We start from the raw sequence: 17738 nt of genomic DNA on the forward strand, positions 1-17738 counted from the left end.
CGCATCATGCTGCTTCGTCACCTGCCTCATCCACGGACTGCGCCGCGAGGACGGCATCGCTCACTGCGCGGGAGTCGCCGCCGGGAATGACGGCGTGAATGCGCCCGGACCCCATCACCACGACCTGGTCGGCCCGTGCGGCCGCGTGAGGGTCGTGCGTGACCATGAGGACCGTGGTCCCCTGCGCGGGGAGCGCCTGGAGCCAGTCGAGCACGACATGACCGGACTTGAGATCGAGCGCCCCGGTCGGCTCGTCGGCGAAGACGATCCGCGGCTGATTCGCGACGACCCGGGCCACTGCGACGCGCTGGCGTTCCCCGCCGGAGAGGCGGTCGGGACGTCGCCGGGCGTGCTTGGCGATGCCGAGCCGCGTCATCGCGTCGTCAACACGGGACTTGGGCACGCGGTGGCCGGCCAGCCGCGCCGGAAGGGAGATGTTGTCCTCGACGGACAGAGAACTGACGAGGTTGTACTCCTGGAAGATGAAGCCGACGTTCTCGCTGCGGAATGCAGCCTGCTTGCGCGGCGAGAGCGAAAGGATGTCCGTCCCGAGGATCTCGATGGAACCCGCGGTCGCTCGCTCCAGGCCGGCCATGCACAGCAGGAGCGTCGACTTGCCGGACCCGGACGGGCCGACGACGGCAGTCAGCCGGCCTTCTGGAACGTCAAGGTCGACAGCGTGCAGCACACGTGTTGTCTCGCGTCGACGCCCCGGGACCGGAAAGTCCATATGAAGGCCACGCAATCGAATACACGGAGCAGAAGAGGAAGCTGAAAAAAGCATGTCTCAAGCCAAGCAGGGCGCGAGGGCCGATGCACGGGTGCCTGCACTGCTTGAAGGTAGACCTGGGTCTACCTTCTGGCGGTGTGCGACAATGCTCGCCATGGCGCAGATTCGCTTGGTCCGGAGGGTACTGACAGAATTGGTCGCAGCAATAACCTTCCCGATTCTGCTGCTTTCTCTCCTCTTTGTTCCGGTAGCGGCCCCAGTGGTGGCAGAGGTAGACCGTTCACGAGCCCATTTGTGTGGCGCTGAGGCACTGCCCCTGAGGCCCGCTGCTCAGAGCTGGACGCGATGGGTGACACTCCGGCTGCGTTCAACGTCAGTATGGAGAACTGATCTCCCCGTTTTCCTCACCACGCTGATCCTTTCCGCGCTGTCACTGTTGATCTCCTTCTTCGGGTTCATCGGCGCTGCCGCCTTGGTTTTCTCTCCCGCACTCTGGGCCTTCGGTATCGCAGCGCAGGTCGGCCCCTTCACGCCGAAATCAGTACAGCAAACCCTTCTGGCCGTGCCCGCAGGAATCGCTTTGGGTGCAGTCACCGTGAGTTCGTTGACCGGAGTGTCCCTTCTTCGTGACCTTCTCCTGCGCGCTTTCTCGAGAAGCCGGGACTCGGACCTGCTGGCGAAACTTGAGGAGCTCCGCAGCAGCAGGGCGTCCCTGACCGCGGCCTTCGAGATTGAGCGACAGCGAATCGAACGCGATCTGCACGACGGAGCCCAGCAAGAGCTCGTCGCCGTCGTCATGCGCCTTGGGATGCTGGAGGCGGCAGCCGCCGACCACGAGCGAACCGTGCAGCTGGCACGCCACGCACAGGCCCACGCGGAACGCGCCCTGGAACGGCTGCGGGAAACAGTGCGTGACATCCACCCCCGTGAGCTGAGCGACCTCGGCCTCATCGCAGCTGTCCGGGAACTGGCTGCGCGATCACCCCTGCGCGTCGAGTTGACCAGCAATGGCGACGACTCTCAGCTTTCGTCGCCAACAGCGACGGCGGTATACTTCACGGTCTCTGAAGCTCTGACAAATATCGCGAAACATGCAGGTGTGGGCACGGCGCAGATCGATATGAAATGCGCGAAAACCGGCGTGAAAGTGTGCGTTCGCGACGACGGTGCCGGCGGTGCGAGGCTCGACGCGGGTTCCGGACTCGCAGGACTGCGTGAGCGAATGCGGAGTGTCGGCGGGGATCTCGAAATCCTCAGCCCGGCCGGTGGCGGAACGAAGGTTACAGCGTCCGCCCCCAGCCAACCCCCATGGTAAAAGAAACAGATTGAGCAACCCGATAGGGGCGGGCATGAGAATTGTCCTGGCGGACGACAGTGTACTGATTCGTGCGGGTATCCGAGAAATCTTGACCTCCAACGCCCATGACGTGATCCGCGAATGCGAAGACGCCGATGAGCTGGTGGCCGCTGTCGATGCATTGGCACATGCCGGGACCGCTCCAGACATCGTCATCACGGATGTTCGCATGCCACCGGGAAACACAGATGACGGGCTCCGTGCTGCAATCGATCTGCGCTCCCGGTACCGGGATCTGCCGGTGGTGGTCCTTTCCGCATATGTCACGGGACCATATGTGCGAGAGCTCCTCAACGGGCCAGGCGCTGACGGAGCCGTCGGCTACCTGCTCAAGGAGAAAGTGGGAAGAGTCGCAGACTTCCTACGGGCTCTCGAGACGGTCTCCAGGGGCGGAGTAGTGATCGACCCCGAGGTCGTCCGCCACGTCACGCGCACTCACTCCCCTCAAGGGCCGCTTGCCCGACTCACCGCCCGCGAGCGAGAGGTGCTCGCCCTCATGGCTGAGGGGAGCTCCAACGCGGAGATCGCGTCGAAGTTGTTCCTTTCGGGCGCTGCTGTCAGCAAGCATGTGGCGAATGTTTTCGCGAAGCTCGGCATGGCTCCCGGCGAAGACAACAGACGAGTCAAGGCCATTCTGACCTGGTTTGAATACAATTAACTCGACGGATTGATTCCGACCTCGACCGGAATTCCCCTCGGCTCAGAGGGTGACGCGCGGACACATGGCACGGGCGCGGTGCGCAGGTGGCTATCGGCCCCGAGAAGAGGCTAGAGGTTCTCGTCGGCCCAGAAGGTGGTCACCGTGACGATGCCGTTGCCGGTCTTGCCCAGCCGACCCAGCCACTGCCGCCCGACATGCGCCGTCGCCTTCCCGTCCTTGCGGTCCCCCGAGTCGTCGATCACCAGCACCCCGCCCGGGTGCAGCGCGGTCGCTGGATCGGCCAGCAGCATCTCCACCCTGCGGGAATTGACCCGCTCGTGGTCCCACGTCGACTCGGACCGGAAGAACTGGAGCCGCTGCACCGCCCGGTCCTGGGCACCGACCACCGGCTCGGTGCCTGCCAGGCAGGTCAGCGTCTTGTTGCGGTCCCGCGGCAGCAGCAGCCTCGCGAGGTAATCCCGGAACCGCGGCGCTGTGCCAGTGTGGAGAAGAGGTCATCGAAGCGTGCCGCGTAGGCTTCCAGCGGGCCCGGAGCAGGCGGACACGGCACACGGCGGGTCATCACGAGCTCCCAGGCAGCGAGGCAACATTCCTCTGCTACCGGCCTACTGCGGACCTGAGCCGCCGTCAACAAACCACCGCTAGGTCGCGACACCATGCACCGGTTCTGGGACCAGTACATGCCCGACGTGCGGCAGCGGAGTCTGGCCACCGCATCACCCTTGCGGGCGCCCCTGGAGGAGCTCACCGGGCTCCCCCGCCCCTGGTTCACCTTCCGGCAGCTGCCCGAGGGGAGCCGCCCGGAAGGCCGCCCACGGTCAGTGCGCAGCAGTGGCGGCCCTCACTCGGCGGGGAGCGAGTCCAGGAGCTTCCGCGCGCCTGTCAGGACGGTGCTGTCGACCGCGTCCCCGAGATCGAGGACCTGACGAAGGCAGGTGCGGGCTTCCACGCCTTCTCCCAGTTCGGTCAAGGCCTCCCCCAGTCCCAGAAGCGCGCTTCCCTGCATGTGGGGCATGCCGATGCGCCGGAACTGGCCCACCGCGTCGCGGTGATGACCGGCTGCCTCGCTCCACCTGCCCAGGACGGCGTGGTCGAGGCCGAGGGCGTAGGTCGTGTGGGCGCGGGTCATGTCGGCCACGTGCTCGCTCACCGGGCGGTCGGGGGAGTCAAGGAACGCGATGAGGCGCTGGTGCTGAGTCTGCGCTTCCGCGGCACGGCCCAGGAAGCGCAGGGAGGACCCGTAGGTGACCATGGCCCCCAGCCAGCCTTCGCGGTCGTCGACCTCTTCGTACAGGTCCACGGAGGCGCGGGACTTCTCGGTGGCCGCATGGGCCTCGCCGAGCCTCCGGTGCGCGACTGCCGCGTGCGACAGCGCAGAGGCCTGCTGCGGGATGTTCCCGGCTCGGCGTGCGCAGTGCAGACCTTCGTCGGTCCGCTCGATGGCCTCGCGGTACTGGTGATCGCACTCGATCAGGGCCCACGCGTGCATGTTGAGGTGGAAGGCCTGCAGGTTCGGGTCGTCGAGCGCCGCGGCGGCCTGGCCGGACAGCTCGTAGACCTCGGACCAGTGGCCCCAGAAGACCCACAGGTCACAGAACCATTCCATGGCGTCGGCGGTCTCCACGACTCGGGTGTGTTCACCCTTGTGTGCGGCGCTGCGCAGCGCCGCGAGCCAGGCGGGGGCCTCACTCTGGAGCCAGGTCCGGGCCTCCTCGGCATTCTCCAGGGCGACGAGGCCCTGCCAGGAGGGCGGCGGTGCGCCGTACTTGAGCTTGTACCAACGGCCGGCAATCACGGCCGTCTCCAGCAACCAGGCCCGGAGGCGGTCCTCGGCCGCTGTCCGCTCCATGGGCCCTTCCTCGCTGGACAGTCGGGCGCGGGCGAACAGCCTTAGCAGGTCGTGCAGTTGGTAACGGCCAGTGAAGGTGACCTGGAGCAGTCCGGCCTCGACCAGCTCCTCCATCACGTCCTCGGCCTCGAAGACACCAGTCGCGGTCAGAGCGGCACCGTAGGCAGCGGTCATGTCCGGCCCCGGAACCAGGCTCAGCAACCGCATCATCCGCGCGGCCTCGCCGGACAGCTCTCCGTAGGACAGCTCGAACGCCGCCTCTACCCGTACGTCGCCCGCGGACAGCGCGCTCAGGCGCCGCTCCTCGTCGGACAGGCGACGGACCAGGTGGTCGACACTCCAGGCGGACCTCACCGTCAGCCAGTTACCTGCCACCCGAAGGGCCAACGGCAGGCGACCGCACAGCTCCGACACCCGGGCCACCGCATCGGCTTCCGCGTCTGCCCGGTCTTCACCCAGGATCCGGCGCAGCAGCTCGACCGCTTCGTCCTGCGTCATCTCCGACAACGCCAGCCGCTCGACGTCCTCCAGCCCGGTCAACGGCCTCCGGCTGGTGACCAGCACCAGACTCCGCCCGCCCGCGGGCAGCAAGGGACGGATCTGCCCCTCGTCGCGCGCGTTGTCCAGCACCACCAGACACCGCCGCTCGCCCAGCAACGCTCGCAGCAGCCCCGCGTGCCCGGCCGCGCCCTCCTGTCTCAGCCGACGATCAGAGACCCCCAGGGCCTTCAGCAATTTCAGCAGTGCCTCGCCGGGGTCCACGGCTCCGTCCACCCCGTGGAGGTCCACCACGAAGCATCCCTCAGGAAACTCTTCCGCCAGATCCGTCGCCGCCTTGAGCGCCAGCGTCGTCTTCCCGCACCCCGGGGGGCCCGAGATGACCGCCACCGACCTGCTTTCGCCGGTGCCCGTTCGTTCCGCCACCTCCTTGAGCCGGACCAGTTGGGGACCGCGCCCGGTGAAGTCGCGTACCGATCGCGGCGGTACGGCCGCGCCCGCGACCGCCACGGCACGCGTGGGACGCCCGGCCCGGGCCGCTGCCAGCAGGTCCTCTCTCCTCGCCTCCGCGAGCCCCAGCCCCTCCGCCAGCGCCACCACCGTGCGCCGCTGCGGGACTCGGCTGCGCCCACGCTCCATGTCACCGATCGCCCGGACGCTCACACCCGACGCCTCGGCCAACTCCTCCATCGTCAGACGAGCCTGCTGCCGCAGACCCCGCAGAACGACCCCGAACGGTTTCTCCCCGGACATGCTTCTCCCTGTTCTTCCCAGAATCAGAAGAATATGTCTTGGTCCTAAGCCGAGAGATGAAGGAGCCTCTCGTCGACGAGAGGAGACAAGAGCGAAGAGAATTGGCTGGTCACGGGCATGGCGCGCCGACGGGCACCTACGCCGCGACCGAAAGCGCGGGCACCTGCCGACCGGACCGAACCGGGGATGGTTCCTCAGATTCCGCGGCCTCAGTCGAAGCGCAGCTCGGCGAGCTGCCGTTCGAGGGCGGTGATGTCGTCCTCGGGCTCGGCCCGTTGCGGGCGGGCCACCATGAGCGCGGCCAACTCGCCGCCCGCCCGCCGGATCCGCCCGGGCAGGCCGTCGGTGTACTCGTCTCCCCCCGATCCCCAGTCCTCGGACGCCGCGTACACCGCGGTGGGAACGACGGCAGCGCGCAGATAGGCGAAGAGCGGGCGCAGGGCGTGCTCCAGGACCAGGGAGTGGCGAGCGGTACCGCCCGTCGCCGCAACCAGCGCCGGCTGCCCGGTGAGAGCGTCCGGGGCGATCACGTCGAAGAAGGACTTGAACAACCCACTGTAGGAGGCCGTGAACACCGGAGTCACGGCGATCAGGCCGTCGGCTCCCGTCACCGCGTCGATGGCAGCCGCCAGTCGCGGCGGTGCGAAACCGGTCACGAAATGATGGGCGACGTCGGCGGCGAGCACCCGCAGCTCGACGATCTCGATGGACACGGTATGGCCCTGGTCGGCGAGCTCGTCGCGGGCAGCATCGGCCAACCGATCAGCGAGCAGGCGAGTGGAGGAAGGCGTGCTCAGTCCCGCGGAAACGACGGTCAGCTTCATGCGACGATCGCTCCCTGCTGCCTCGCGGCGGGCGTGATCCGTGCCTCGTGCGTCGGCGCGTCCGGCACGTCGGCGGGGCGCCCGCTGGCGAACTCCTTGCGCAGCACGGGCACGACCTCTTCGCCGAGGATATCGAGCTGTTCCAGGACTGTCTTCAGGGGCAGGCCCGCGTGGTCCATCAGGAAGAGCTGGCGCTGGTAGTCGCCGACGGCCCCCCGGAAGGAGAGGGTCCGCTCGATGACCTGCTGGGGTGAGCCCACCGTCAGCGGAGTCTGCTCGGTGAAGTCCTCCAGGGACGGGCCGTGCCCGTAGACGGGGGCGTTGTCGAAGTACGGGCGGAACTCCCGCACTGCGTCCTGCGAGTTCTTCCGCATGAAGACTTGACCGCCCAGGCCCACGACGGCGTCCTCCGGGCGGCCGTGGCCGTGATGCGCGTACCGCCGGCGGTACAGCTGGACCATGCGCCGAGTGTGGTCGGCCGGCCAGAAGATGTTGTTGTGGAAGAAGCCGTCGCCGTAGAACGCGGCCTGCTCCGCGATCTCCGGAGACCTGATGGATCCGTGCCAGACGAACGGCGGGACGCCGTCCAGCGGCCGGGGCGTCGAGGTGAATGCCTGCAGAGGAGTGCGGAATGTACCCTCCCAGTCCACGGTGTCCTCGCGCCACAGCCTGCGCAGGAGCGCGTAGTTCTCCTTGGCCAGGTTGATGCCCTGACGAATGTCCTTTCCGAACCATGGGTACACCGGGCCGGTGTTGCCACGCCCCAGCATGAGGTCGACTCGGCCGTCGGCCAGGTGCTGGAGCGTCGCGTAGTCCTCCGCGATCTTCACCGGGTCGTTGGTGGTGATCAACGTTGTGGCGGTGGACAGGATCAGCTTCTCGGTGCGGGCGGCGATGTAGCCGAGCAGGGTGGTCGGGGACGAGGGGACGAACGGCGGGTTGTGGTGCTCGCCGGTGGCGAAGACATCCAGGCCGACCTCTTCGGCCTTGAGGGCGATGGCGATCATCGCCTTGATGCGGTCGTGTTCCGACGGAGTACGGCCGTCGGTGGGGTCGGGGGTCGCGTCCCCGACGGTGAATATGCCGAACTGCATGCGGGCCTCTGTTCTCCTGGTCCTGTCTGGATGCCTGCGGCGGTGGCCGGGGAAGGCGGGGTGACGCCGAGGTTTCGGCCTCACCCACCGCGGCAGCCGGGCCGGTTCCCCTGGCTGCCGCGCGCCGATGCGCTCACCCCGTGTGAACCGGCGGGGTGAGGCGTCACTTCGCCAGGAAGGCGAGGAGGGCGGTGTTGACCTCCTCCGCGTGCGTCCACAGCAGTCCGTGCGGGGCGCCCTCGATCTCCACGTAGTCGGCGGCGGGGAGCGCCTTGTGGAAGGGGCGCGCGGTGCCCTCGGCGGGCAGGATGCGGTCGGCCGTACCGTGCAGGATCAGGGCGGGCACGTCGACGGCCGGGATGTCGGCGCGGAAGTCGGTGTACCAGGTCGACGGCGCGGCGGAAGCAGCGAAGAAGCCGCCGCCAGCCGCGGTGTTCCAGCTGTTGCGGACCGCTTCCTCGCTGATCCGGGTGCCCAGGTTCTCGTCGAGGTTGTAGAAGTCGTTGAAGAAGGCGGTGTAGTAGGCGTAGCGGTCGGCCTTGACGGCGGCGACGACTCCGTCGAAGAACTCCTTCGGGGCCACGCCGTCCGGGTTGTCGTCGGTCTTGAGCAGGCAGGGCTCCAGCGAGGCCAGGAAGGCGACCTTGGCGACGCGGGCGGAGCCGTAGGTGGATACGTAGCGGGCGACCTCGCCGGTGCCCATGGAGAAGCCGACGAGGACGGCGTCGTTCAGGTCGAGAGTCTCCAACACGGTGTTGAGATCGGCCGCGAAGGTGTCGTAGTCGTAGCCAGTCGTCGGCTGGGAGGACTGCCCGAATCCGCGGCGGTCGTACGTGATCACGCGGTAGCCGGCGTCGAGGAGCGCGGCGGTCTGCCGCTCCCAGGAGTGGCCGTCGAGCGGGAAGCCGTGGATGAGGACGACCGGCTGTCCGGTGCCGTGGTCCTCGTAGTACAGGTCGACGGCGGTGGTGTTCTCCTGGCCCACGGTGATGTACGGCATGCGGTGTCTCCTCGATGTGAAGTAGCTGGTCCGCGCCTCTGTGCGGCACGGGAACACCGTCACGCTAGGGCCCGGGAAGCGCCGCCTGTTGTCGCGTCACGCACCACGTCTTGCCGATGAGCGCAGCGTTGTGCCCGGTCCGAAGGCACCTCGATCGGGCGACCGGTTTTCGACGCCCACGAGGACGGCGTTCCGGTAACACGCAGCACCGGACGTGCCTGTCGGCTCCCGCCATTTCTGCCTGTGGTTCTGCCTGGAGACAGAGACGGCCCGCTGCTTGGCTGTTCGGTGCGGACAGGAACCGGGCTCCGCCGAAGTGGTCCGGTCGCGCTCCAGCGAGAGCTCGCTGCCCGTACGACGAGCCGTCCCGCCCTTCCGGGCACCGGCCGCCACCTTCCGGGGAGGGCAGCATCCTGTTCCCGCCCGTCGCAGCCCCGGAGTCACTTCCCCTGACCGGAGAGCAATTTGAGCCTGGTGATGACGACCGCCTCCGTGCCTGACCGGGACAAGGTCGCGTACTGGAACGACGCGGTGAGCCGGACGCTGGTGCCGATGACGATCACCCCTCGGGGCGACGGGGCGTTCGACGGCCGGATCGCCACCGACCGCCTCGGATATCTCCAGGTCTCCACCATGGAGGCCGACGCGAAGCAGGTCAGCCGCACACCGGCGCTGATCGCCAGGTCGTCCGAGGCGCTCCTGGCAGTCGGTGTCCAGATGTCCGGCACGGCCACGTTCGTCCAGGACGGCCGGCGGACCGAGGTGGGTGAGGGTGACCTGGTGGTGTACGACACGACCCGGCCGTACTCCCTCGACTATCCCCGGCGGTTCGCCACGCACATCTTCCAACTTCCGCGCCGCACGCTGGGCGTGTCGGACAGTGAGATCCGGCAGGTCACGGGCATCGCCATCGGCACCGCGGACGGCTTCGGCGCGATGCTGCTCCCGTTCCTGGCCACGCTGGCCTCTTCTCCGGCCGACGGCTACCCGCCGGCCGTCGCGAACCGGCTGGCCGGCAACGTCGTCGACCTGTTCGCCACTCTGATCGCGGAGCGGGCCCACCCGGGCGACACGAACGCGGACGCACGGAGCCATCTGATGCTGCGCATCCTCGACCACGTCAACCGGAACCTGGGCGACCCGGACCTGTCACCGGAGCGCATCGCCCAGAAGCACCGGATCTCCGTCCGGTACCTGCACCGGCTGTTCGAAAGCGAGGGGACCACCGTCGGCCGGCTCATCCGGCAGCGGCGACTGGAAGAGTGCGGCCGCGAACTGGCCCGCCGCGGCAGGACGGCCCCCACCGTGTCCGCCGTTGCCCAGAGGTGGGGCTTCGTCAACCCCGCCCATTTCAGCCGGGCCTTCCGCGCCGTCTACGGCGTCTCCCCCCGTGAATGGCGCAACCTGCGCACCGCCGAGGACGACTTCGGGCGGTCTCCGACGGTCACCCCGGCGCCCGGGACCGTGCCCGAGACGCCGCCGTTGCCCACGGTTGCCCACGGTACTGACCGGCATGGGGCTGACCTCCCGCCGTCCAGCGGGTAAGGTCCCCGCTCGGAGCCGCGTCGGCCGCCCGGTGACTGCGGCAGCAGCGCCCCCGGCCCGACAGCCGCCGCATCGCGTTCCGCCGCTCGACCAAGGATCCGGCACCGAACCCCCTTTCGCTTCAGGCCCTCTCGGCAGGAGACCGTGTGTGACCGACTTCGTCCCTTCGTCCGCTCGACACCCGGTCCTGGACCACCCCACCCGAGCATTCGTGGCCCGGCACACCTGCCCACCGTCAGCACACGACCCTGACCTGGAACAGGCCCGTCTGGACCTTGCGCGTCTCCAGGAAAAGGACGCCACCGACCCTCTCGACGGGGAAGCCACCTCCACGGAGTGGTTCGCGCTGCCGGGCGGGCCGACCGGTCACGTAAGTGTGCAGGTGGTCAGGCCCGCAGACAGCCTCGGCGAGCTCCCGGTCGTGCTGTTCCTCCACGGGCTGGGCTGGGCCCTGGGCGACGCTGACACCCATGAACGTCTGGTGCGTGCGTTCGCCCTAGGTACGGACGCGGCCGTGGTCTTCGTCGAATACGAGCGCGCCCCCGAGGCGCGGTATCCGATCGCCGTCGAGCAGTGCTACGCGGTCGCAAGGTGGATCTGCGAGCGAGGAAGCGAAATCGGCCTGGACGGAAGCCGGATGGCCGCCGTGGGCGACTCGGCGGGCGGCAACCTGGTGGCGGCACTGACCTTGCTCGCCAAGGAGCGCGGAGGGGTGCGGCTGCTGCAGCAGGTGCTGCTCTGCCCGGTCACCGACGCCGGCTTCGACACCGCCTCGTACCAGGAATTCGCCGACGGCTACTTCCTCGGCCGCGAGGCCATGCGCTGGTTCTGGGACCAGTACCTGCCCGACGTACGGCAGCGGAGCCAGGCCACCGCATCACCGCTGCGGGCATCGCTGGAACAGCTCACCGGGCTCCCCCCGGCACTGGTGGTCACCAGCGAGGCCGACGTGGTGCGCGACGAGGGTGAGGCGTACGCGGCGAAGCTCCGGGCCGCCGACGTGCCGGTCGTCTCCATGCGCTACCACGGGACGATCCACGGCTTCATGGTGCTCGATCCGCTGCGCGATACGGACGCCGCCCGTGCCGCCCTCGTCCAGGCCCTCGACACCGTGCACGTGGCCCTGCACCAGCACCGCGGCTGAATGCTCCGCCCCTGGACCGGCGCCGCCTGTACCACTCACTCGGCGGTGAGCGAGGCCAGGAGCTTCTTTGCGGACTTCAGGTCCTTGCTGTCGACCGCGTCGCCGAGGGCGACGACCTGACGGAGACAAGAGCCGGCTTCCTCGGCTTCTCCCAGTTCGATCAGGGCCTCCCCCAGGTGCAGGAGCGTGCTGCCCTCGATGTGGGGAATGCCGATGCGATTGGACAGGACCATGGCGTCGCGATAGCAGTCTGCGGCCTCGCGCCATCGCCGTAGTTCGGCGTTGCCACGACCGAGCGCACGGGTCGTGCTGGCACGGTAGATGTCGGCGATGTGCCCGCTCACCGGGCAGTCGAGCGCGTCCAGGAAGGTGATGATGCGCCGGTGCTGGATCAAGGCTTCCTCGACACGGCCGAGCAGGCGCAGGGAGGTTCCGTGGGTGAACACGGCACCCAGCCAGCCCTCGCGGTCGTCGGTCTCTTCGTAGATGCCCATCGCGGCGAGCGACATGTCGGCTGCCTCCTGGACCTCGCCGAGTTCCGATCGGGCCCACGCCGCCAGCGTCAGTGCCGAGGCCTGTTGGGAAGCGCTCTGGGCGCGGCGGGCACAGCCGAGGCCTTCGTGGGCCCGTTCGATGGCCTCTCTGTACCGGGATTCGCAGGAGAGGGACCAGGAGTACATATTGAGGTGCACAGCTTGCCTGTACGGGTCGTCAAGTGCGGTAGCGGCCTCGCCGCCCAGGCGGAAGACTTCGGGCCAGTGTCCCCAGTGGACCCACAGGTTGCAAAACCATTCCATGGCGTAGGCGGTCTCATCGACTTGGGTGTGCTCACCGCTCCGGGCGGCGTCGCGTAGCGCGGCAAGCCAGGAGGGGGCTTCGCTCTGGAGCCAGGTACGGGCCTCCGCGGCACTCTCCATCGGGACCAGGCCCTGCCAGGAGGACGGTGGCGCCCCGTACTTGGGCTTGTACCAGCGGCCTGCGACCACAGCCGTCTCCAGCAGCCAGCCGCGCAGCCGGTCGTCGGCTGCTTCCCGCTCGCCGTGTTCCTCCTCGCGGGCCAGCCGGTCACGGCCGAACAGCCGCAGCAGGTCGTGCAGCTGGTAGCGGCCGGTGAAGGTGGCCTGCAGCAACCCGGCCTCGACCAGCTCCTCCATCACGTCCTCGGCCTCGAAGACACCAGTCGCGGTCAGAGCGGCACCGTAGGCGGCGGTCATGTCCGGCCCCGGAACCAGACTCAGGAGCCGCAGCATCCGCGCGGCTTGGCCAGTCAACTGACGGTAGGACAGTTCGAATGCCGCCTCCACCCGCACGTCGCCGGCAGCGAGCGCGCCCAGCCGGCGTTCTTCGTCGGCCAGACGCCGGACCAGGTGATCAACGGTCCATCCGGAACGGACCGTCAGCCAGTGTCCCGCCACCCGCAGGGCCAACGGCAGTCGCCCGCACAGCTCCGCCACCTGCGCCACAGCCTCGGCCTCCGCGTCCGCCCGCTCCTCGCCCAGAATCTGGCGCAGCAGATCGACCGCCTCGTCCTGCGCCATCTCCGACAGCGCCAGGCGATCGACATCCTCCAGCCCGGTCAAGGGCCGCCGGCTGGTGACCAGCACCAGACTCCGCCCGCCGGCGGGCAGCAGCTCACGGATCTGCCCCTCGTCGCGGGCGTTGTCCAACACCACCATGCACTGGCGGTCACCCAACAGCGCCCGCAGCAACCCCGCGCGGCCCTGTGGATCCTCTTTCGCCAGCCGACGGTCCGACACGCCAAGGGCCTTCAGCAACTTCAGCAGCGCCTCGCCCGTGTCCACGGGGCCATCCACTCCGTGGAGGTCCACCACGAAACACCCGTCGGGGAACTCCTCCGCCAGATCCGCCGCCGCCTTCAGCGCCAGCGTTGTCTTCCCGCATCCCGGAGGACCCGAGACGACCCACACCGACACCTCCCTGTCAGCAGGAGCCCGTTCCGCGGCCTCGCGCAGGAGTGCCAGCTCCGGTTCGCGCCCCGTGAAGTCCCCCACCGATCTCGGCGGCACAACCGTCCCCGCCACCGCGACCGCGCGCGTCGGACGCGCCGCCCGCGCCGCGGCCAGCAGCGTCTCGCGCTCCTCGTCCGCGAGCCCCAGCCCCTCCGTCAGCGCCACCACCGTGCGCCGCTGGGGAACCCGGCTGTGCCCCCGCTCCATGTCTCCGATGGCCCGGACGCTCACACCCGACGCCTCGGCCAACTCCTCCATCGTCAATCGGCTGTTCTGTCGCAGACCGCGCAGAACGGCCCCGAACGACTTCTCCCCGTACACAACTCCTCTTTCCGCCCCACTCCGAGGAAAGAATACGTCGTGTCTGTCGGTGCAAAGTCGCAGGCCAGCGGCACCAACGGCCGTGCCGGGCCCACCCTTGAGGGTGGGCCCGGCACGGCCCCGAGCAGGCTTCAGGTCAGTGGGCGGTGGAGCGGACCGCCTCTAGGATCGGCTCGGCCACGGCCTTGGGCTGGGACGGCATGGCCCTCGGTGCCCTCGCCGGCGAGGACCTCGTACCGGGACTTCTCGGGTCGGTCCGTCACCTGCGGTTCCATCGGTGCTCCTGTGCGGTCGCGGTGTTACGGGGTCGGTGGGGTGCGGTCAGAGCGTGCGACGCACGCCCGCCTGGCGTTCCAGGTTGCGCAGTTGGACGCTGAGGTCGCCTTCCACGGCCAGGTGCGCCGGGCCGCTGCGGCCGATGGGCAGAACCTGCTCGCTGCGCATGTCCTCGAGCATCAGGGCGAACGCCGTGTACATCGCGACGAGCGCCACCACGAGACCCAGCGCACCCGACGTGCGCGTCAGCCATTCGGCGCCGGTGATGCCGCCGAGGCCGGTGGCCGCCCAGCGGGGCAGGGAGACCACCAGTACGAACCAGAGCGCGCGTTTGGGCCCGGTCACGGCGGTCATCAGTGCCCCAAAGCAGAGGAGCGCCAGGTTGAACACGCCGAGGACCTGAAGTCCGTCGGCCGCACCCGTAAGCATGACGAGCGAGTAGGGCAGCCAGCTGCCGGCGAACACCGCCATGAGCGTCGCCGCGATCACGTCACGGGCCCCGAAGGCCAGGACGCTCACGAGGAGTTGCAGGACGAAGGCCGGCAGCACGGTGAGGGCGACGGCGCCGCGGGCCGCCTCGTCGAAGAGCCCGAGCTGCAGGCAGCCCGTCATCACGGAGGCGATAGCGATGGTGAAGAAGCCGAGCGGCATGGGTGAGGCGATGGGACGCAGGTTGATCCGGGTCATCGACCGGAGGTCCGGTTCGAATCGACGTCCCTGGGGAGCGTCCGGCGCGTCGTCGCCGCTGTCGGCGGCAGGGGAAGCTGCAGTCATCGGAAGGCTCTCTCTGTCAGTGCTCGAAGCAGGGGTCGACGAAGGACGGCGTGGCTTCGGGAACGGAGCCGCGCGCGACGCGCCACCGGCGATGCTGCTCCGACTCGGCGACGGCCTCGGCCACGAGCGATGCCTGGCGGGCGCCCCCCTGGCTCGACTGGTAGCCGCCGAACTGGGCCACAGGACTCCACTCGGGGCTCACCGGCGGGACCGTCTCGTCGAGGTTCTCGTACTCCGCGCTCGCGTAGACGATCCGGCCGCCGACGACCGTGAGCACGGACTCGATGTCGGGGATGACGTCCTCGGGCACCGTGAGGTAGTCGTCGGACAAGATCGCGAGGTCGCCGTAATACCCTTCTCGCAGGCTTCCCTTGACGTCCTGCTCGCCCGTGAGCCGGGCTCCGCCGCGTGTGTAGAGGTCGAGGGCGGTCTCGCGGTCGATCAGGTTCCCGGCCGGGTAGAGCACGGTGCCGCCGACAGTCCTGCCGGTCACCAGCCAGTGGAGTGCGACCCACGGGTTGTATGAGGAGACGCGGGTGGCGTCGGTGCCGGCGGCGACGGTCAGGCCGCGGTCGAGCATGGCCCGGACCGGCGGGGTGTGGGCGGCGGCCTCGGCGCCGTAGCGGTCGCGGAAGGCGGTTCCCTGGAAGGACATGCGGTTCTGGACGGACAGTGCGCCGCCGAGGGCGGCGATCCGGTCCAGGCTGCCGGTCGACACGGTCTCCGCGTGGTCGAAGAGCCAGCGGTTGTCGCCGGGGAAGAGTCCTTCCGCGGCGAGCTTTTCGAAGACGGCCAGATCGCGGCGGATCGTCTCGTCGTAGGTGGCGTGGAGCCGGAAGCCCCAGCCGTTCTCCATCAGGAGGCGGACGGCACTCTCGAACTCGGTTTCATATCCGGTGAGTTCGGGCCGGGGTTCGGAGAAGTTCTCGAAGTCGGCGGCGGCCCAGGTCAGGTTCTCGCCCGCGCCGTTCAGCCGGAGCCACTCGTCCCCGTCACCGGGCTTCACCATCTCGGTCCAGCGCTTGAGGTCGGCCAGCTCCTGACCGGCCGTCTGCGGGAACAGGTGATAGGCGATCCGCAGGGACAACTCCCCCGACCTGGCGAGGTCGACGACCGTGGCGTAGTTGTCGGGGAAGTTCTGGAACCCGCCGGCGGCGTCGACCGCCGAGGTCAGTCCGAAGCGGTTCAGCTCGCGCAGGAAGTGTCTCGTCGACGTCCGCTTGTCGGCCTCGTCGAGAGCCGGCGCCTTGGCGAGGGTCGAGTACAGGATGAGTGCGCCCGGCGCTGCGAGGAGGACGCCGTTGGGTTCGCCGTCCCGGCCCCGTACGATCTGTCCGCCGCGCGGGTCGGGGGTATCCCGGGTGAATCCGGCGGCCTGTACCGCGGCCCGGTTCATCAGGGCGGACTGGTAGAGGTGCAGGACGAAGACCGGGGTGTCCGGGGCAGCGGCGTTCAGCTCGGCGACGGTCGGCATCCTGCGTTCGGCGAACTGTTCGGCGGTCCAGCCGCCCACGACCCGGATCCACTGCCCCTTGGGGGTGCGGCCCGCCTGCTCGCGCAGCATGGCGAGCGCGTGGCGGAGGCTGCGCACACCGTCCCAGCGCAGCTCCAGGACGTAGTTCAGGCCGCCCCGGATGACGTGCAGGTGCGAGTCGTTGAGTCCGGGGATCACCCGGCGGCCGAGGGCGTCGATGACCCTGGTGCCCGGACCGACGAGGTGGGCGAGTTCGTGGTCGTCGCCGAGGGCCGCGACCCGGCCGTCGCGGATCGCGACGGCGCGGGCCTCGGGGCGGTCGGCGTCACCCGTGAACACCCTGGCGTTGCGGACGAGGAGGTCGGCGTGCCCGTGTTCCCGCCGTGGGGCGGGCACGAGGCCCGCCACCGGCATGCCTGTCGACGGCCCGGTCATGCCAGGGCCTTGCGCAGGGCGCCGATGGCGAGACCGATGGCGAGTTCCGCGGCCTGAGTCTCGCGCAGCGCGTTCAGCATGACGAAGTCGTGGATGGCCCCATGGACGCGGAGGGCGGTCACGGGGACGCCGGCGGCCCGGAGCTTCGCCGCATACGCCTCGCCCTCGTCGCGCAGGACGTCGGCCTCGGCGGTGATGACCAACGCGGGCGGCAGGCCGGTGAGCTGCTCGGTGGTGGCGCGCAGCGGCGAGGCGGTGATCTGCGCGCGCTCGGCCTCCTCCGTCGTGTATTGGTCCCAGAACCACTTCATGGCGTCGCGGCGCAGGAAGTAGCCCTCGGCGAAGAGGTGGTACGACTCGGTCTCGAAGGCGGCGTCGGCGACCGGGTAGAAGAGCACCTGGTGGGTGAGGGTGACGTCGCCGCGCTGCTTGGCCATGAGGGTGAGGGCGGCGGTCATGTTGCCGCCGACCGAGTCACCCGCGACGGCGATCCGCGCGCCGTCGAGGTCTTTGTGGTGCCCCTCGCGGGCGATCCACCGGGCGACGCTGTAGTTCTGCTCGATGGCGACGGGATAGCGGGCCTCCGGCGAGAGGTCGTACTCGGGGAAGACGACGGCCGCCCCGGTGCCGACGGCGAGTTCGCGCACGAGCCGGTCGTGGGTGTGGGCGTTGCCGAAGACCCAGCCGGCGCCGTGGATGTAGAGGATGACGGGGAGACGGCCGGTGGCACCGCGCGGGCGGACGATGCGGGCGCGGACATCGCCGGTCGGGCCGCCATGGACGGTGACCCATTCCTCGTCGATGGCGGGCAGGGGGACACCTTCACCGCTCTGGACGTCGTCCACCGCCTTGCGGCCGTCGGCGACGGGGATCTGGTACAGGTACGGCGGCTGCGCGGTGGCGTCGGCGAACGCCTGAGCGGCGGGTTCGAGGATCGGCCGTTGCTTCATGAGGGGTTCTCCTTCGGAGGATGTGCGAGGTGGGGCGGGGCCCCAGGACGACAGTGGACTTGGGACCAGGTGTCGTGGTGAAG

General features: G+C 69.1%; 14 protein-coding genes. 4 read left to right on the forward strand and 10 right to left on the reverse strand.

What is annotated here, in order from left to right:
* Positions 1 to 4: 4 nt before the first annotated feature.
* Positions 5 to 688: an ABC transporter ATP-binding protein gene (locus tag ACFC96_RS00235; protein WP_376609293.1), complete on the reverse strand. Its 684-nt coding sequence runs from the start codon at positions 686 to 688 to the stop codon at positions 5 to 7.
* 391 nt (positions 689 to 1079) lie between these two features.
* Between ACFC96_RS00235 and ACFC96_RS00240 the strand changes: the two genes are divergently transcribed.
* Positions 1080 to 2045, forward strand: coding sequence for a sensor histidine kinase (locus ACFC96_RS00240; RefSeq protein WP_376609295.1), 966 nt, complete (start codon positions 1080 to 1082; stop codon positions 2043 to 2045).
* A gap of 34 nt (positions 2046 to 2079) precedes the next feature.
* Entirely contained in the window at positions 2080 to 2745 is a 666-nt protein-coding gene (locus ACFC96_RS00245) for a response regulator transcription factor (protein WP_340459011.1), read from the forward strand.
* 110 nt (positions 2746 to 2855) lie between these two features.
* On the opposite strand, the gene ACFC96_RS00250 is transcribed toward ACFC96_RS00245, so the two are convergent.
* The 5 genes from ACFC96_RS00250 to ACFC96_RS00270 form a co-directional block, all read right to left on the reverse strand.
* Positions 2856 to 3191: a transposase gene (locus ACFC96_RS00250; RefSeq protein ID WP_376609881.1), complete on the reverse strand. Its 336-nt coding sequence runs from the start codon at positions 3189 to 3191 to the stop codon at positions 2856 to 2858.
* Between the two features lie 398 nt (positions 3192 to 3589).
* Positions 3590 to 5848, reverse strand: a complete 2259-nt coding sequence (locus ACFC96_RS00255; RefSeq protein WP_376609297.1) for an NB-ARC domain-containing protein — start codon at positions 5846 to 5848, stop codon at positions 3590 to 3592.
* Positions 5849 to 6057: 209 nt separating this feature from the next.
* Complete coding sequence (locus ACFC96_RS00260; RefSeq protein WP_376609299.1) at positions 6058 to 6672, reverse strand: FMN reductase; 615 nt, start codon at positions 6670 to 6672, stop codon at positions 6058 to 6060.
* Entirely contained in the window at positions 6669 to 7766 is a 1098-nt protein-coding gene (locus tag ACFC96_RS00265; protein WP_376223566.1) for an LLM class flavin-dependent oxidoreductase, read from the reverse strand. The genes ACFC96_RS00260 and ACFC96_RS00265 overlap by 4 nt, the downstream gene beginning before the upstream one ends.
* A gap of 163 nt (positions 7767 to 7929) precedes the next feature.
* Entirely contained in the window at positions 7930 to 8766 is an 837-nt protein-coding gene (locus ACFC96_RS00270; RefSeq protein WP_376223564.1) for an alpha/beta fold hydrolase, read from the reverse strand.
* A 477-nt stretch (positions 8767 to 9243) separates the two neighbouring features.
* On the opposite strand from ACFC96_RS00270, the gene ACFC96_RS00275 reads away from it, so the two are divergent.
* Together ACFC96_RS00275 and ACFC96_RS00280 are read left to right on the forward strand one after the other, a co-directional pair.
* Positions 9244 to 10311, forward strand: coding sequence for a helix-turn-helix domain-containing protein (locus ACFC96_RS00275; protein ID WP_376223591.1), 1068 nt, complete (start codon positions 9244 to 9246; stop codon positions 10309 to 10311).
* 148 nt (positions 10312 to 10459) lie between these two features.
* On the forward strand, positions 10460 to 11455 hold the full coding sequence (locus ACFC96_RS00280; protein ID WP_376609301.1) for an alpha/beta hydrolase: 996 nt from the start codon (positions 10460 to 10462) through the stop codon (positions 11453 to 11455).
* Between the two features lie 35 nt (positions 11456 to 11490).
* Here the strand turns inward: ACFC96_RS00280 and ACFC96_RS00285 are convergent, their stop codons facing one another.
* From ACFC96_RS00285 to ACFC96_RS00300, 4 genes are all read right to left on the reverse strand, one after another.
* Entirely contained in the window at positions 11491 to 13746 is a 2256-nt protein-coding gene (locus ACFC96_RS00285) for an NB-ARC domain-containing protein (protein ID WP_376609303.1), read from the reverse strand.
* A gap of 321 nt (positions 13747 to 14067) precedes the next feature.
* Positions 14068 to 14796 (reverse strand): GPR1/FUN34/YaaH family transporter, encoded by a 729-nt coding sequence (locus tag ACFC96_RS00290; protein ID WP_376609305.1) that lies wholly within the window; start codon positions 14794 to 14796, stop codon positions 14068 to 14070.
* Positions 14797 to 14812: 16 nt separating this feature from the next.
* The gene (locus ACFC96_RS00295) at positions 14813 to 16705 is read right to left on the reverse strand and encodes an amidohydrolase (protein ID WP_376609307.1); all 1893 of its coding nucleotides are present in this window, start codon (positions 16703 to 16705) and stop codon (positions 14813 to 14815) included.
* Entirely contained in the window at positions 16702 to 17655 is a 954-nt protein-coding gene (locus ACFC96_RS00300; protein WP_376609309.1) for an alpha/beta hydrolase, read from the reverse strand. The genes ACFC96_RS00295 and ACFC96_RS00300 overlap by 4 nt, the downstream gene beginning before the upstream one ends.
* Positions 17656 to 17738: the final 83 nt, after the last annotated feature.

The organism is Streptomyces sp. NPDC055955 (genome assembly GCF_042270245.1).
Taxonomy (GTDB): domain Bacteria; phylum Actinomycetota; class Actinomycetes; order Streptomycetales; family Streptomycetaceae; genus Streptomyces.

Coding starts and splice junctions, on each gene's coding strand:
- ACFC96_RS00265 (WP_376223566.1), bottom strand. CDS start 7,766: ATGCAGTTCGGCATATTCACCGTCGGGGACGCGACCCCCGACCCCACC.
- ACFC96_RS00270 (WP_376223564.1), bottom strand. CDS start 8,766: ATGCCGTACATCACCGTGGGCCAGGAGAACACCACCGCCGTCGACCTG.
- ACFC96_RS00290 (WP_376609305.1), bottom strand. CDS start 14,796: ATGACTGCAGCTTCCCCTGCCGCCGACAGCGGCGACGACGCGCCGGAC.
- ACFC96_RS00300 (WP_376609309.1), bottom strand. CDS start 17,655: ATGAAGCAACGGCCGATCCTCGAACCCGCCGCTCAGGCGTTCGCCGAC.
- ACFC96_RS00245 (WP_340459011.1), top strand. CDS start 2,080: ATGAGAATTGTCCTGGCGGACGACAGTGTACTGATTCGTGCGGGTATC.
- ACFC96_RS00260 (WP_376609299.1), bottom strand. CDS start 6,672: ATGAAGCTGACCGTCGTTTCCGCGGGACTGAGCACGCCTTCCTCCACT.
- ACFC96_RS00295 (WP_376609307.1), bottom strand. CDS start 16,705: ATGACCGGGCCGTCGACAGGCATGCCGGTGGCGGGCCTCGTGCCCGCC.
- ACFC96_RS00255 (WP_376609297.1), bottom strand. CDS start 5,848: ATGTCCGGGGAGAAACCGTTCGGGGTCGTTCTGCGGGGTCTGCGGCAG.
- ACFC96_RS00275 (WP_376223591.1), top strand. CDS start 9,244: ATGACGACCGCCTCCGTGCCTGACCGGGACAAGGTCGCGTACTGGAAC.